Origin of the sequence: Litorilinea aerophila, from assembly GCF_006569185.2 — a bacterium.
Lineage (GTDB): Bacteria > Chloroflexota > Anaerolineae > Caldilineales > Caldilineaceae > Litorilinea > Litorilinea aerophila.
This window is the reverse complement of record NZ_VIGC02000004.1, coordinates 152,363-165,934: the sequence shown is the minus strand read 5'-3', so window position 1 is coordinate 165,934 and position 13,572 is coordinate 152,363. Positions and strand designations below refer to the sequence as shown.

Annotated in this window: 12 protein-coding genes; 11 read left to right on the top strand and 1 reads right to left on the bottom strand. The window is 66.2% G+C overall.

The annotated features are described in order from the left end of the window. The first annotated feature begins 62 nt into the window (after positions 1-62). From FKZ61_RS23860 to FKZ61_RS04145, 11 genes are read left to right on the top strand one after another with little or no spacing between them, the layout of a single operon-like run. A complete protein-coding gene (locus FKZ61_RS23860; RefSeq protein ID WP_141608816.1) occupies positions 63-3,062 on the top strand; it encodes a TAT-variant-translocated molybdopterin oxidoreductase in 3,000 nt (999 codons plus the stop codon). Between the two features lie 30 nt (positions 3,063-3,092). After that, complete coding sequence (nrfD, locus tag FKZ61_RS04190) at positions 3,093-4,493, top strand: NrfD/PsrC family molybdoenzyme membrane anchor subunit (RefSeq protein WP_141608815.1); 1,401 nt, start codon at positions 3,093-3,095, stop codon at positions 4,491-4,493. A gap of 33 nt (positions 4,494-4,526) precedes the next feature. Further along, complete coding sequence (locus FKZ61_RS04185; RefSeq protein WP_211358398.1) at positions 4,527-5,075, top strand: DUF3341 domain-containing protein; 549 nt, start codon at positions 4,527-4,529, stop codon at positions 5,073-5,075. An 8-nt stretch (positions 5,076-5,083) separates the two neighbouring features. After that, a complete protein-coding gene (locus tag FKZ61_RS04180) occupies positions 5,084-5,731 on the top strand; it encodes a c-type cytochrome (RefSeq protein WP_211358397.1) in 648 nt (215 codons plus the stop codon). Positions 5,732-5,768: 37 nt separating this feature from the next. Further along, the gene (locus tag FKZ61_RS04175; protein WP_141608814.1) at positions 5,769-7,016 is read left to right on the top strand and encodes an MMPL family transporter; all 1,248 of its coding nucleotides are present in this window, start codon (positions 5,769-5,771) and stop codon (positions 7,014-7,016) included. Beyond that, positions 7,003-7,482, top strand: coding sequence for a hypothetical protein (locus FKZ61_RS04170; RefSeq protein WP_141608813.1), 480 nt, complete (start codon positions 7,003-7,005; stop codon positions 7,480-7,482). The genes FKZ61_RS04175 and FKZ61_RS04170 overlap by 14 nt, the downstream gene beginning before the upstream one ends. Positions 7,483-7,503: 21 nt before the next feature. Continuing rightward, positions 7,504-8,397, top strand: a complete 894-nt coding sequence (locus tag FKZ61_RS04165; protein ID WP_170199220.1) for an SCO family protein — start codon at positions 7,504-7,506, stop codon at positions 8,395-8,397. 5 nt (positions 8,398-8,402) lie between these two features. Next, positions 8,403-9,422, top strand: a complete 1,020-nt coding sequence (gene coxB, locus FKZ61_RS04160) for a cytochrome c oxidase subunit II (RefSeq protein ID WP_141608812.1) — start codon at positions 8,403-8,405, stop codon at positions 9,420-9,422. 26 nt (positions 9,423-9,448) lie between these two features. Then, the gene (gene ctaD, locus FKZ61_RS04155; RefSeq protein WP_141608811.1) at positions 9,449-11,113 is read left to right on the top strand and encodes a cytochrome c oxidase subunit I; all 1,665 of its coding nucleotides are present in this window, start codon (positions 9,449-9,451) and stop codon (positions 11,111-11,113) included. Next, positions 11,106-11,765, top strand: coding sequence for a cytochrome c oxidase subunit 3 (locus FKZ61_RS04150; RefSeq protein ID WP_141608810.1), 660 nt, complete (start codon positions 11,106-11,108; stop codon positions 11,763-11,765). The genes ctaD and FKZ61_RS04150 overlap by 8 nt, the downstream gene beginning before the upstream one ends. Continuing rightward, positions 11,765-12,055 (top strand): cytochrome C oxidase subunit IV family protein, encoded by a 291-nt coding sequence (locus FKZ61_RS04145; RefSeq protein WP_141608809.1) that lies wholly within the window; start codon positions 11,765-11,767, stop codon positions 12,053-12,055. The genes FKZ61_RS04150 and FKZ61_RS04145 overlap by 1 nt, the downstream gene beginning before the upstream one ends. Here the strand turns inward: FKZ61_RS04145 and hemG are convergent. After that, positions 12,025-13,530 carry a protoporphyrinogen oxidase gene (gene hemG, locus FKZ61_RS04140; RefSeq protein WP_141608808.1) on the bottom strand — a complete coding sequence of 502 codons (1,506 nt, stop codon included), beginning with the start codon at positions 13,528-13,530 and terminating at the stop codon, positions 12,025-12,027. The genes FKZ61_RS04145 and hemG overlap by 31 nt on opposite strands. Between the last annotated feature and the right edge of the window lie 42 nt (positions 13,531-13,572).

Sequence of the window (13,572 nt, the reverse complement as noted above, 5' to 3'; positions counted from 1 at the left end):
CTGGAAGACCGAACCTACCGCACTGGCATCACGGCAGGTACGGAAACACGAAGAGGCGCATCATGGACGCAACCCAATTCGACTGGAATACGCTGCGCCAACGTCTGGCCCAAAATCCAGACCGGAAGGCCTTCTGGCGGAGCCTGGAGGAGCTGGCCGACACGCCCGCCTTCCAGGCCCTGTTGCGCCAGGAATTCCCCCAGATGGCCATCCCTGGCCCCACCACCAGCCGGCGGACATTTCTGAAGCTGATGGGCGCGGCCCTGCTCATGGCCGGCTGCAGCGTACGTCCCCCCCGGCGCCAGATCGTGCCCTACGTGAACGCGCCCGAGACGGTCATCCCCGGCAAGCCCCTCTACTTTGCCACCGCCATGCCCCTGGGCGGGTACGGCATCGGCGTCCTGGTGGAGAGCCACGAGGGACGGCCCACCAAGGTGGAGGGCAATCCCCAGCACCCTGCCAGCCTGGGCGGCTCCAACCCCTTTCTCCAGGCGTCCATCCTGGGCCTCTACGACCCGGACCGGGCCCAGGTGGTGACCGAACAGGGACAGATCCGCACCTGGCAGGATTTCCTGAACGCCCTCCAGGCCCGCCGGGCCGGGTGGCAGGAGACCCAGGGAGCCGGGCTGCGCATCCTCACCGGCACGATCACCTCGCCCACCCTGGGCGCCCAGCTTCAGGCCCTGCTGGAAGCCTTCCCCCAGGCTCGCTGGTACCAGTACGAACCGGCCGGCCTGGACAACCTCCGGGAGGGGGCCCGCCTGGCCTTCGGACGGGTCCTCAACACCGTCTATCACGTGGCACAGGCCGCCCGCATCCTGTCGCTGGACGCCGACTTCCTCTACACCTTCCCTGGCAGCATCCGCCATGCCCGGGACTTCGCGGCCGGCCGCCGCCTGCGGGACGGGGCAGCCGATACGGCGACCATGAACCGCCTCTACGCGGTGGAGAGTACGCCCACCATCACCGGGGCCCGGGCCGACCACCGCCTGCCCCTGCAGGCTGCCCAGGTGGAGGCCGCCGCCCGGCTGCTGGCCCGGGAATTGGGGCTGGCCGTGCCGGAAGGTACGCCGGGCATGCTGGACGAAGCCCAGGCTGCCTGGCTGGCGGCGGCAGCCCGGGATCTCCAGGAGCACGCCGGCGCCAGCCTCATCGTAGCCGGCGAAACCCAGCCCCCGGCGGTCCACGCGCTGGCCCATGCCATGAACCTGGCCCTGGGCAATGTGGGCAACACGGTCACCTACACCGAACCGGTGGAAGTGGAGCCGAGCCAGGGCGTGGCGTCCCTGGGCACCCTGGTGGAGGAGCTCCAGGCCGGCCAGGTGGATGCGCTGATCGTGGTGGACTGCAACCCCGTGCTCACCGCGCCGGCGGATTTCGACTTCGCGGCCGGGTTGGAGCAGGTGGCCTTTTCCGTGGCCCTCAGCCCCTACCTGGATGAAACGGCCGCCCGCTGTACCTGGCACGTGCCCGCAACCCACTACCTGGAAATGTGGGGAGATGTGCGGGCCTACGACGGGACGGTCACCATCCTCCAGCCCCTGATTGCACCCCTCTTCGATGGCCGCTCGCCCCACGAGCTCCTGGCCGCGTTGATCGGCCAGCCCCAGTCCGGCTATGACGTGGTGCGCCGCCAGTGGGACGCGTATTACCAGGCCCAGGAGCAGCCGGCCCAGCCCGACGCGGAATCCTTCTGGCGCACCTGCCTGCACGACGGCGTGGTGGCGGGCACCGCCCTGCCTCCCGTGGAGGTGCAGCTCCGCCCGGACTGGGCGGATGCCCTCCCGACCGGGCCGACAGGGCCGACGGAGGGGCTGGAGCTGATCTTCCGGCCGGACACCGCCATCTGGGATGGCCGCTTTGCCAACAACGCCTGGCTGCAGGAGCTGCCCCGGCACCTGACCACCCTCACATGGGACAATGCCGGGCTGATCAGCCCCGGGACGGCGGCCCGCCTGGGCCTCTCCACGGGCGACCTGGTGCGGCTGGAGCATCAGGGCCGGCGTCTGGAGGTGCCCGTCTACGTGATGCCCGGCCACCCCGACGAGGCGATGACCCTGCACCTGGGCTACGGTCGACCCTGGGCTGGCCAGGTCAGCCAGGACGTGGGCTTCAACGCCTACCTCCTGCGCACGTCAGAGGGCTTTTGGCACGCCCAGGGGGTACAGCTCCAGAAGCTCAACCGGCGCTATCCCCTGGCCACCACCCAGAATCACTTCCTGATGGAAGGCCGGGAGCTGGTTCGCTCGGCGGACCTGGAGCACTACCGGCAGGATCCGGCCTTTGCCCACCACGAACACGATGAACACGAGCAGCCCTCCCTCTACCCGCCCTATCCGTACGAAGGCCATGCCTGGGGCATGGTGATTGACCTGACCGCGTGCATCGGCTGTAACGCCTGCACCATCGCCTGCCAGATGGAGAACAACATCCCGGTGGTGGGGAAAGAAAACGTGGCCATGGGTCGGGAGATGCACTGGCTTAAGGTGGACCAATATTTCAGCGGGCCGCCGGAGAATCCTACGGTGCACTTTCAGCCCCGGCCCTGCATGCACTGCGAGCGGGCGCCCTGTGAGCCGGTCTGCCCGGTGGAGGCTACGGTGCACGATGCGGAGGGGCTGAACGAGATGATCTACAACCGCTGCGTGGGCACCCGCTACTGCTCCAACAATTGCCCGTACAAGGTGCGCCGTTTCAACTTCTTCGACTATGTGCCGAGCGACGAGAGCCCCCTGTTACAGATGTGGCGCAACCCGGATGTGACCGTCCGCAACCGGGGCGTCATGGAAAAATGCACCTACTGCATCCAGCGGATCAACGCGGCCCGCATCGAAGCCCAGAAGGAGGGGCGCCCCATTGGGCCGGGGGAAATCCTGACGGCCTGCCAGCAGGCCTGTCCCACCCAGGCCATCGTGTTCGGCGACATCAACGCCGAGGAGGACCCGGTGGCCCGGCTCAAGGAGCATCCTTTGAACTACACCCTGTTGGCCGAGTTGGGCACCCGGCCCCGAACCAGCTACCTGGCCGAGGTGCGCAACCCCAACCCGGCCCTCAGCGGCTAAGGGGAGGAGACGAGTATGGCAGGTGAGTCCATGCCCCAACAACAGCACGCCGACGGACCCGCCCCGGTGATCGCACCGGGATATACCTACGCGACGGTCACCGACAAGATCAGCGCCATCGTGCTCACCCGGCGCACGCCTCGCTGGTGGTTCGTGGGGGCAGCCCTGATGTTTGCGCTGGTGATGCTGCTCCTGTACGCTGTGGCCTACCTGCTGCTCCGGGGCGTGGGCATCTGGGGGGTGAACATCCCGGTGGGTTGGGGCTTTGCCATCATCAACTTCGTCTGGTGGATCGGCATCGGCCACGCGGGCACCCTGATCTCGGCCATTCTGCTGCTCCTGCGCCAGGAGTGGCGGACCTCCATCAACCGCTTTGCCGAGGCCATGACCCTCTTTGCCGTGGCCTGCGCCGGGCTTTTCCCCCTGCTCCACCTGGGGCGTCCCCAGCTCTTCTACTGGCTCCTGCCCTACCCCAACACCATGGGCCTCTGGCCCCAGTGGCGCAGCCCCCTGGTTTGGGACGTGTTCGCCGTGGGTACCTATGCCACCGTCTCGCTGATGTTCTGGTACGTGGGCCTGATCCCGGATCTGGCCACCCTGCGGGACCGATCCCAGCATCGCCTGGCCCAGGTGATCTATGGCTTTCTGGCCATGGGGTGGCGGAACGCGGCCTCCCACTGGCAGCGCTATCAGACCGCCTACTACCTGCTGGCCGCCCTGGCCACACCGCTGGTGGTTTCGGTGCACAGCGTGGTGGGGCTGGACTTTGCCGCCGGTCTCATCCCCGGCTGGCACTCCACCATCTTCCCGCCCTACTTCGTGGCCGGGGCCATCTTTTCCGGCTTCGCCATGGTGATGACCATCGCCATTCCCTTGCGCCGGGTGTTCGGGCTGGAGGATTTCATCACCATGCGCCACCTGAACAACATGGCCAAGGTGATGCTGGCCACCGGCCTCATCGTGGCCTACGGCTACCTGATCGAAATCTTCACCGCGTGGTACAGCGGCAACCAGTTCGAATGGTACATGACGGTCAACCGCATGCTGGGACCCTACGCCCCGGCCTACTGGCTCATGATCGGGGCCAATGTGGTGGTCCCGCAGCTGTTCTGGTCCCGGCGGGTCCGGCGCCATGTGCCTGCGCTGCTGGTGATTTCCATCATCGTCAACGTGGGCATGTGGCTGGAGCGCTTCATCATCGTGGTGACCAGCCTCCACCGGGACTTTATACCGGCGGCGTGGGGGATGTATGTGCCCACCCGCTGGGACTGGGCGCTCTATGTGGGGACCATCGGGCTCTTCTTCGCCCTGCTCTTCCTCTTTGTGCGACTGCTCCCGGCCATCTCCATCTTCGAAATGCGGGAGCTGGTGGCCGAGAGCGAGCGACACGGCGAGGCCCATCCGGCTCCCCGGGCGGGGGAGGCCGTGTAGCCGGGCTGTTCAGGGAAGTGGGAGGATAGCGCCATGGCAATCGCCGCATCCGATGTTGGACTCTACGGCCTGATGGCGGAGTTCGAAGATGGGGAAGCCCTGTTGCGGGCCGCCCGGGCTGCGCGGGAACAGGGATACCGACGCATGGAGGCGTACACGCCCTTCCCCGTGGAAGGGCTGCCCGAGGTGTTGAGCGTGCGGGGGCGACGCCTGCCCCTCATTGTGCTGGGCGGCGGCCTGGTGGGCGGCGCGACCGGGCTCCTGCTTCAATGGTATGCGGCGGCGGTGAACTACCCCTTCAACGTGGGCGGGCGCCCCCATGCCAGCTGGCCGGCCTTCATTCCGGTGACCTTCGAGCTCACCATCCTGGTGGCGGCCCTGTCCGCCGTCCTGGGCATGTTTGCCCTCAACGGCCTGCCCCAGCCCTACCATCCCGTCTTCAACGTGGCTGAGTTTTCGGCCGCCTCTCGGGACCGCTTCTTTCTGTGCATTGAGGCCACGGATCCCCGCTTCGACCTCCAGGAGACCCGCGCGTTCCTGGAGACCCTGGGCGCCCGTGGCGTGTTCGAGGTGGAGCCGTGAAGAAACGGATGAGTCCACTGCAGAAACCACAGATTTCACAGCTGGAAGGGACGCCCCACGCGTCCCTCTGGGTTGGACCGATCTTGGCCGGGCTGCTGCTGGCCGGGTTGCTGCTGACCGGATGTGCCGGCCGCATGCGGGCCCAGCCCCGTTACGAGCCCCTGGCGGCCAGCACCTTCTTTGACGACGGCGCCGCTGCCCGACCGCTGGTGCCCCATACCGTGGCCCGGGGTCTGGCCTACACCGACACCCTGCGCTACACGGGACGGATGGAGGGAGCACCGGCCGAGCTCTTCCCCTTCCCCGTGACCCTGGAAGTGTTGCAGCGGGGACAGGAACGGTACAACATCTTCTGCTCCCCCTGCCACGGCTACGACGGCAGCGGCGACGGCATGATCGTGCGTCGAGGATTGAAGCACCCCCCGTCCTTTCACTCGGACCGGCTGCGCAACCTGCCGCCGGGCTATCTGTTTAATGTCATCACCAACGGATTTGGGACCATGTACAGCTACGGCGATCGCATCCAGCCCGACGACCGCTGGGCCATTGTGGCCTACATCCGGGCTCTGCAGCTGAGCCAGCACGTGTCCGTCGAAGAACTGCCGCCGGAGATCCGGCAACAACTGCTGGCGGAGCCGGTCCAAAGCCAACCGTGACGGGTGAAGCGTGATGGAGAAACCAGGGGAACAGACCATGGAGCGACGAGCTGCCTCGGACCTGACAGCTGACCCCACATTTCAACGACTTCGGCGCCAGGCCCTGGCCACGGGTGGTGTGGGCGCCCTGCTCTGCCTGCTGGGGCTCTGGCTGGCGCCCGACCAGTTTTTCCAGGCCTACCTCTTTGCCTACCTCTTCTGGCTGGGCATCACCCTGGGCAGCCTGGTCTGGGCCCTGATCTACTACATGACCGGCGGCCGCTGGGGCTTTGTGATCCGGAACATCGTGGAAACGACGGCTCGCCTGGCCGTCCTGATGGCCGTGCTCTTCCTTCCTCTGTACGCGGGGCTGGGGCGGCTCTATGCCTGGGCCCGGCCCGAAACGGTGGCCGCGGATCCCCTGCTGCAGCACAAGCAGGCCTACCTGAACGTGCCCTTCTTCACCGGGCGCAGTCTATTCTATTTTGCCATCTGGATCGCCGTTTCCCTCTGGATTAACCACCAGGCCCGCCGTCAGGAAGAGGAGCCGGACCGGGCCGAAGCCATCGGGGAGCGGCTGCGGCGCTCCAGCGGGCCGGCCCTGGCCCTCTTCGGGCTGACCGTCACCTTCGCCGCCATCGACTGGGGCATGTCCCTGGAGCCCCACTGGTACTCCACCATCTACGGCATGGTGGTGGCGGCGTCCCAGGCCCTGACCGGGCTGGCCTTCACCCTGGTGGTCCTGCAGCGGCTGGCCCACCGGGAGCCCCTGGCCCGGGTGTTGACGCCCGATCACTGGGATGACCTGGGCAAGTTCTTCATGGCCATGACGTTGTTGTGGGCCTACCTGACCTTTGCTGAATATCTGATCATCTGGTCGGCGAACCTGCCCGAAGAGGTGGTCCACTTTCTGGATCGGCTGGAGGGGGGCTGGCAGTGGGTGAGCGCCCTCCTGCTGCTGGGGCACTTTGCCGTGCCCTTCGCCCTGCTCCTGTCCGGGCGGATCCGGCGCAGCCCGGAGAAGCTGAGCCGAATCGCCATCTGGCTGTTGGGGATGGACCTGGTTTACCTCTACTGGCTGGTGATCCCGGCCTTCTATCCGGGTCAGTTTCACCTCCACTGGCTGCATGTGGTCACACCCGTGGCCATGGGGGGGATCTGGCTGGCGGTCTTTCTGTGGCAACTGGCGCAGCGGCCCTTGCTTCCCCGCTTTGGGCCGGGCGCCCCGGCCCGGGAGCAGGCCGGGCATGGGGAAGCAAGGGCGGGCCGCAAATCCCAGGGGAGGACAGCCCATGGACAATCGTGAGATGGCTCCGGCAAGCGGCGGCGTTCCTGAACGGGCCTCCTACGAGGTCCGCGATGCGGATGTGCGGGCCGTGGCCCTCTTTGGGCTGGCCGTGCTGCTGACCCTGCTGCTGGTGTACGGGCTGCTCCGGCTTTTGCTGACTGGCTGGCTCAACCAGCCCTTGACGGCCGGTCCCCAGGTGGCCCCGGCCCTGGTCACCCCGGTAGCCGCCCCGGGGCCTGGCCTGGTGGCCGCCCCCTCCCAGGAGCTGGACGCCTACCTCCAGGAGCAGAGCCAGCGGCTGGGCAGCTACGGCTGGGTGGATCGGGAGGCCGGCATCGTCCACGTGCCCATCACCCAGGCCATGGAGATGCTGGTGGAGCAGGGCCTCCCCGCCCGGGACGGACCGCCGCCCCAATTTGGCCTGGGGCCGGCCTACCGGCTGGACAGCACCGGCGGCCAGGGGCCGATAGCCCCCGGCCGGTGAAGGGGACCGAGGGGGAAATTCGTGAAGGCGATACGGTATGGTCTGCTGAGCCTGCTCCTGGCCAGCTGGCTGGCGCTCTCAGCAGGCGGCTGGGGTGTTCCGGCGCTGGCCTGGGATGGCGGACCGGCGGATGACGTTCTGCAGGAAATCGGCTTCGACCAGCGGCTGGATGAGCCCATACCCCTGGACTTGCCCTTTCGGGATGAAGCGGGTCAGGTGGTGACGCTGGCCGAGTACTTCCACGACCTGCCCGTGATCCTGGTGATGGGCTACTTCACCTGTCCTAACCTGTGCTCGCTGGTGCGCCAGGGGCTGGTGGAAAGCCTGCAGCCCCTGAAGTTCACCGCCGGTCAGGAGTTTCAGGTGGTGGAAGTCAGCATCGACCCTGGCGAGAGCCCCCAGGTGGCCGCGGCTGTGAAACAGCAGAACCTGTGGGCCTACGGCCGGCCGGGCAGCGAAGGGGGCTGGCACTTCCTGGTGGGCGAAGAGGACTCCATCCAGCGGCTGGCCCAGGCGGTGGGCTTTCGCTATCGCTACGACCCGGAGCAGGATCAGTACGCCCATCCCAGCGGCATCGTCCTGCTGACGCCCGACGGACGGGTGGCCCGCTACTTTTTCGGGCTTACCTACCCGGAGCGGGATCTGCGCCTGGGGTTGATGGAGGCCGCCGAGGGGCGGATTGGTTCGCCCATCGATCAGGTCCTCCTCTACTGTTATCACTACGATCCGGCCACGGGCCGCTACAGCCTGCTGATCAACAACGTGTTGCGGGTGGCCGGGTTGGTGACGGTCCTGGGGCTGGGCGGCCTGCTGCTGGTGCTGTTTCAGCGGGGAGGCGCCGGAGAAGAAAGCTTCCGGCAGGTGGATCGGGGCGCCGGGCAAGAGGACGTGGTACACGGAGAGAAGGCCGGGTAGGAATCATGTGGAACTTGCCATTTTTGCCTCAAGATGCTTCGACCGTCGCGGGCCGGGTGGATCTGCTCTTCCTGACCTTGATCGGCCTGGCTCTGCTCTTTGCCGTGCCGGTGGCCGCCCTGGTCATCTACTTTGCCGTCAAGTATCGGCGGGGCACGCCGGCCAGCCGGGCCGGCGCCCTCCACCAGAACATGGCCCTGGAGGTCACCTGGATCGTCATTCCCCTGGGGCTGGCCCTGGGGATCTTCTTCTGGGGTGCGCGGCTGTACGTGGACCTCTACCGGCTGCCGGCGGACGGGCTGGACATCTACGTGGTGGGCAAGCAATGGATGTGGAAGTTCCAGCACCCCACAGGCCAGCGAGAGATCAACGAACTCCACGTGCCCGCGGGGCGCCCCATCCGCCTGACCATGATTTCCGAAGATGTGATTCACAGCTTTTACGTCCCGGCGTTCCGGGTCAAGCGAGACGTGTTGCCCGGGAACTACACCACCGCCTGGTTTGAGGCCACCGAGCCGGGCAGCTATGACCTCTTCTGTGCCGAATTTTGCGGCACAGAACATTCCCGCATGGTGGGCCGGGTCATCGTGATGGAGCCCCGCCAGTACGCCGAGTGGCTGACCCGGCAGCCCATCACCGGTGCGGCGCCCATTCCAGAGGCATCGGGCCAGGCGGCTGGGGGCGGGCAGCCTGCCACCCTGGCCGAAGCCGGGGCGCAGCTCTTCCAGAGCCTGGGCTGCAGTAGCTGCCACCTGGCGGACGGCAGCGGGCCGGCGCCCTCGCTGGTAGGGCTCTATGGCCGGGAGGTCACCCTGGCCGATGGCCAGACCGTGACCGCGGATACCCAATATCTCCGGGAGTCCATCCTGAACCCCAACGCCCAGGTGGTAGCCGGCTACAACCCCATCATGCCCACCTTCGCCGGCCAGGTGAGTGAGGAACAGCTCGCCGCGCTGCTGGAGTACATCAAGTCGTTGGGAGGGAGCCCGGCGGAAAGCGGCGGGCAGAGCCCGGGCAGCAACTGAACGATACGTAGAAGGAGGAGACCATCATGGCCGTGACGTCGCCGACGCTGGCACGACATCCCACCTACCTGAACGTCAGCTATACGGCCCGCTCCTGGCTGTTGACCACCGACCACAAGCGCATCGGCATGCTCTACCTGGCCACCATCACCTGCTTCTTCTTCATCGGCGGGTTGGCGGCCACCCTCATCCGCCTGGAGCTGTTGACGCCCCAGGGGGATCTGATGTTGCCGGAGACCTATAACAAGCTGTTCACCATGCACGGCACCATCATGATCTTCTTCTTCCTGGTGCCCTCCATTCCGGCGACCCTGGGCAACTTTCTGGTCCCCATCATGATCGGCGCCCAGGACATGGCCTTCCCCCGGCTCAACCTGGCCAGCTGGTATGTCTTCGTGCTGGGCAGCCTCTTTGCCCTCTTTTCCCTGATTGCCGGCGGTGTGGACACGGGCTGGACCTTCTACACGCCCTACAGCACCACCTACTCCAACGGCTACGTCATCGCCATGGCGGTGGGGATCTTCATTGCCGGCTTCTCCTCGATTTTCACAGGCATCAACATCATCGTCACCGTGCACAAGCTGCGGGCGCCCGGGATGACCTGGTTCCGACTGCCCCTCTTCGTGTGGGCCCAGTACGCCACGGCCCTGATCATGGTCCTGGGGACGCCGGTCCTGGCCATCACCCTCCTGCTGGTGGCGGTGGAACGGCTGTGGGGCGTGGGCATCTTCGACCCGGCCCTGGGCGGCGATCCCCTGCTCTTCCAGCACCTCTTCTGGTTCTACTCCCACCCGGCCGTGTACATCATGATTTTGCCCGGCATGGGGGTCATCAACGAGCTCATCACCTGTTTCGCCCGCAAGCCCATCTACGGTTACAAATTCATCGCGGCCTCCAGCCTGGCCATCGCCGTCTTCGGCTTCCTGGTCTGGGGACACCACATGTTCGTGAGCGGGCAGTCCATCTACGCCGGCCTCATCTTCTCGGCTTTGAGCTTCATCGTGGCCATCCCCTCGGCGGTGAAGGTGTTCAACTGGACGGCCACCCTCTACAAGGGGAACATCGCCCTGGACACGCCCATGTTGTACGCCCTGGGTTTCATCGGCCTGTTTACCATCGGCGGCCTGACCGGCCTGTTCCTGGCCACCCTGCCCATCGACGTCCACGTGACCGACACCTATTTCGTGGTGGCCCACTTCCACTACATCATGGTGGGCGGCATGATCATGGCCTACCTGGGCGGCATCCACTTCTGGTGGCCCAAAATCTCCGGGCGGATGTATCCCGAAGGGTGGGGGAAGGCCGCGGCCATCATCATCTTTGTGGGCTTCAACCTGACCTTCTTCCCCCAGTTTATCCTGGGCTATGAGGGCATGCCCCGGCGCTACTACGAGTACGCCCCCTACTATCAGGTGCTGAACGTCATGTCCACCGCGGGCGCGTCCATCCTGGCCGTGGGCTACATCCTGCCCCTGCTCTACCTCTTCTGGTCCATGCGCAACGGCGCCATCGCCGGGGCCAACCCCTGGCGGGCCACCGGCCTGGAGTGGCAGATCCCGTCGCCGCCGCCGCCCCACAACTTCGAGGCGCCGGTGGTGGTCACGGCCCCGCCCTACCAGTACAACCCGGAAGATTTGAGCTACACGCCCCAGGGCACCGTGGGGGCCACCCCGGAGGAAGACCATGGCTGATACCAGCACTGTCGCCGTTTCCCCTATGGCCGAGCCGGAGGCCGAGACCGGCCGGGAAGAGCAGGAGCATGAGGCCAGCCTGTTGGGCATGTGGACCTTCCTGGCCACGGAAGTCCTCTTCTTCGGCGGGCTGATTGTGGCGTTTCTGGTCTACCGTGCCGCCTATACGCCGGTCTTCCGGGAGGCCAGCACCCACCTGAACGTGCTCCTGGGCACAGTCAACACGGCAGTCCTCCTCACCAGCAGCCTGACCATGGCTCTGGCCGTGGATGCGGCCGCGCGACGCCAGCGGCAGCGCCTGGTCTGGCTGCTGCTGGCCACGGCCGGCTTAGGGCTGGTCTTTTTGGGGATCAAAGCGGTGGAGTACTCGCTGGAGTTTCGAGAACATCTCTTCCCCGGCCCAGGCTTTGTGTGGGAGGGCGACCAGGGGAACGTGGCCCAGCTCTTTTTCGTGCTCTACTTTGTGATGACCGGGCTACACGCCCTCCACCTGATCCTGGGCATTGGGGCAGTCGGGGTGATGAGCTGGCTGGCCCACCGGGGCTGGTACGATGAGTCTCCCACTCCCGTCGAGGTGCTGGGGCTCTACTGGCACTTCATCGATATCGTCTGGATCTTCCTCTTTCCCCTGCTCTACCTGCTGAGGCACTGATGAACGCGACCCACGACACCACCCGGATCTACTGGCGAATCTTCGCGGCCCTGATGCTCCTGTTGGTAGTCACGGTGGCTGTGGCCTACGTGGACCTGGGGCCCCTGAGCGCCGCGGTCGCCATGACCATCGCCGTGGTCAAGGCACTGCTGGTGATCCTCTACTTCATGCACGTCCGCTACAGCAGCCGGCTGACGTGGCTCTTTGCCGGCACTGGATTCGTCTGGCTGGCCATCCTGGCGCTGTTGACCCTCAGCGACTACCTGTCCCGGGCCTGGGTGGGCGCCTGAGCCGGGATGGAGGTCTGCCCGATGCGTGCCTGTCGGGCCAGGTTGGCCAGGATCTTCTCCGCGGCCAGTTGAGCCTGGTGCACGCAGTCGGGCAGGCCGATGCCCCGGTAGGGGCTGCCCGCGACCAGGAGGTTGCGGGGCAGCACGGACTCGATGGTCTCCACCCGCTTCAAATGCCCCACAGTATACTGGGGCGTGGCCTCGATCCAGCGGAAGATGCGGTGGAACACAGGCGCTGCCTGGATGCCCAGGATCTCCCCCAGCTCCCGCCGCACCGTGGCCAAAATTTCCTCGTCGTCCAACTCCATCATGTGGGGCGTGCGCGACCCACCGAAGAAGACCCGCAGCAGAACGTAGCCCTCGGGCGCCCGGTGCTTGAACTTGCTGGACGTCCAGGTGATGGCGTTGATGGACCGGCGCTCGCTGCGGGGAATCACCACCCCGAACCCGTCCAGGGGGTGGGACACATCTTCCCGGCGGTAGGCCAGGGAGATGGTGCCGGTGTCCACGTAGCGGATATACATCAACTGGAAGGTGGCATCGGGGGCCAGGTTGGCCACCAGCCGGCCGGTGACGTGGGAGGGCGTGGTCATGAGCACCGCGTCGGCGATGAAGGGCGGGTCGATGGGGTTGTAGACGCGGTAGCGGCCATCGTGCTCACGCCCCATCACCTGGACAGGGCTCTTGAGGCGCAGGCAGCCCGGCGGCAGGGCTTTGACCAGCGCGTCGATGAGTTCCTGGGTGCCGTTGCGGAAGCTCATGAAGGCGGAGCGGGGGCGGCCGGTGGCCTCCTGGTTGGGGGCGCTGCGCTGCCGGTGGCCTGCCAGCATCCCCCGGATCAGGCTGCCGTGTTTTTTCTCCAGCTCTCGAAGGCGGGGGAAGGTGGCCAGGAGACTCTGCTCCTCGGCCTCCGCGTTGTAGATGCCGGCCAGCAGCGGCTCCGCGATTTTGTCCAGGGCCTCTTTCCCCAGCCGGCGGCGAATGAAATCGGCCAGGGACTCGTCCTCGTTGCCCCGTTTGGGCGGGAGGATCAGGTCCAGGGCCATGCGCAGTTTGCCCAGGGGGGAGATCAGGGGGGACTCCAGGAAGGGCTGCAGGCGGGTGGGGGCGATGAGCACCACCCCTTCAGGCAGGGGAACCGGCTGCCCCTTCAACAGCACGTAGGTTTTGCGCCGCTCGTCGTTGGTGCCCAACAGGCGCTCTTCCAGGCCCAGTTCGAGGGCCAACTCCAGGGCCCATGGTTTCTGGGTCAGGAAGGAATCGGGGCCGGCTTCGATGACGAAAGGCTCCGGGCCGTAGCCGTCCACCAATTCGGTATAGACTTTGCCGCCGGCCCGGGAGCTACTCTCCAGCACGGTACACTGAAGTGGCAGGTCCATGGTCTTGGAGCGGGTCAGGAGAAAGTATGCGGCGGCCAGACCGGTGATGCCGCCGCCCACAATTACCACATGGTAGGGTTGGGGGGAAGAGGTCATGATATATTGTCCCGTTGGGATATACAATTCATCGGCTGTGAA

What these genes read in the sequence shown, in the direction of transcription:
- FKZ61_RS23860 (WP_141608816.1), top strand. Translation starts at nt 63, where the DNA reads ATGGACGCAACCCAATTCGACTGGAATACGCTGCGCCAACGTCTGGCC.
- nrfD (WP_141608815.1), top strand. Translation starts at nt 3,093, where the DNA reads ATGCCCCAACAACAGCACGCCGACGGACCCGCCCCGGTGATCGCACCG.
- FKZ61_RS04185 (WP_211358398.1), top strand. Translation starts at nt 4,527, where the DNA reads ATGGCAATCGCCGCATCCGATGTTGGACTCTACGGCCTGATGGCGGAG.
- FKZ61_RS04180 (WP_211358397.1), top strand. Translation starts at nt 5,084, where the DNA reads ATGAGTCCACTGCAGAAACCACAGATTTCACAGCTGGAAGGGACGCCC.
- FKZ61_RS04175 (WP_141608814.1), top strand. Translation starts at nt 5,769, where the DNA reads ATGGAGCGACGAGCTGCCTCGGACCTGACAGCTGACCCCACATTTCAA.
- FKZ61_RS04170 (WP_141608813.1), top strand. Translation starts at nt 7,003, where the DNA reads ATGGACAATCGTGAGATGGCTCCGGCAAGCGGCGGCGTTCCTGAACGG.
- coxB (WP_141608812.1), top strand. Translation starts at nt 8,403, where the DNA reads ATGTGGAACTTGCCATTTTTGCCTCAAGATGCTTCGACCGTCGCGGGC.
- ctaD (WP_141608811.1), top strand. Translation starts at nt 9,449, where the DNA reads ATGGCCGTGACGTCGCCGACGCTGGCACGACATCCCACCTACCTGAAC.
- FKZ61_RS04150 (WP_141608810.1), top strand. Translation starts at nt 11,106, where the DNA reads ATGGCTGATACCAGCACTGTCGCCGTTTCCCCTATGGCCGAGCCGGAG.
- FKZ61_RS04145 (WP_141608809.1), top strand. Translation starts at nt 11,765, where the DNA reads ATGAACGCGACCCACGACACCACCCGGATCTACTGGCGAATCTTCGCG.
- hemG (WP_141608808.1), bottom strand. Translation starts at nt 13,530, where the DNA reads ATGACCTCTTCCCCCCAACCCTACCATGTGGTAATTGTGGGCGGCGGC.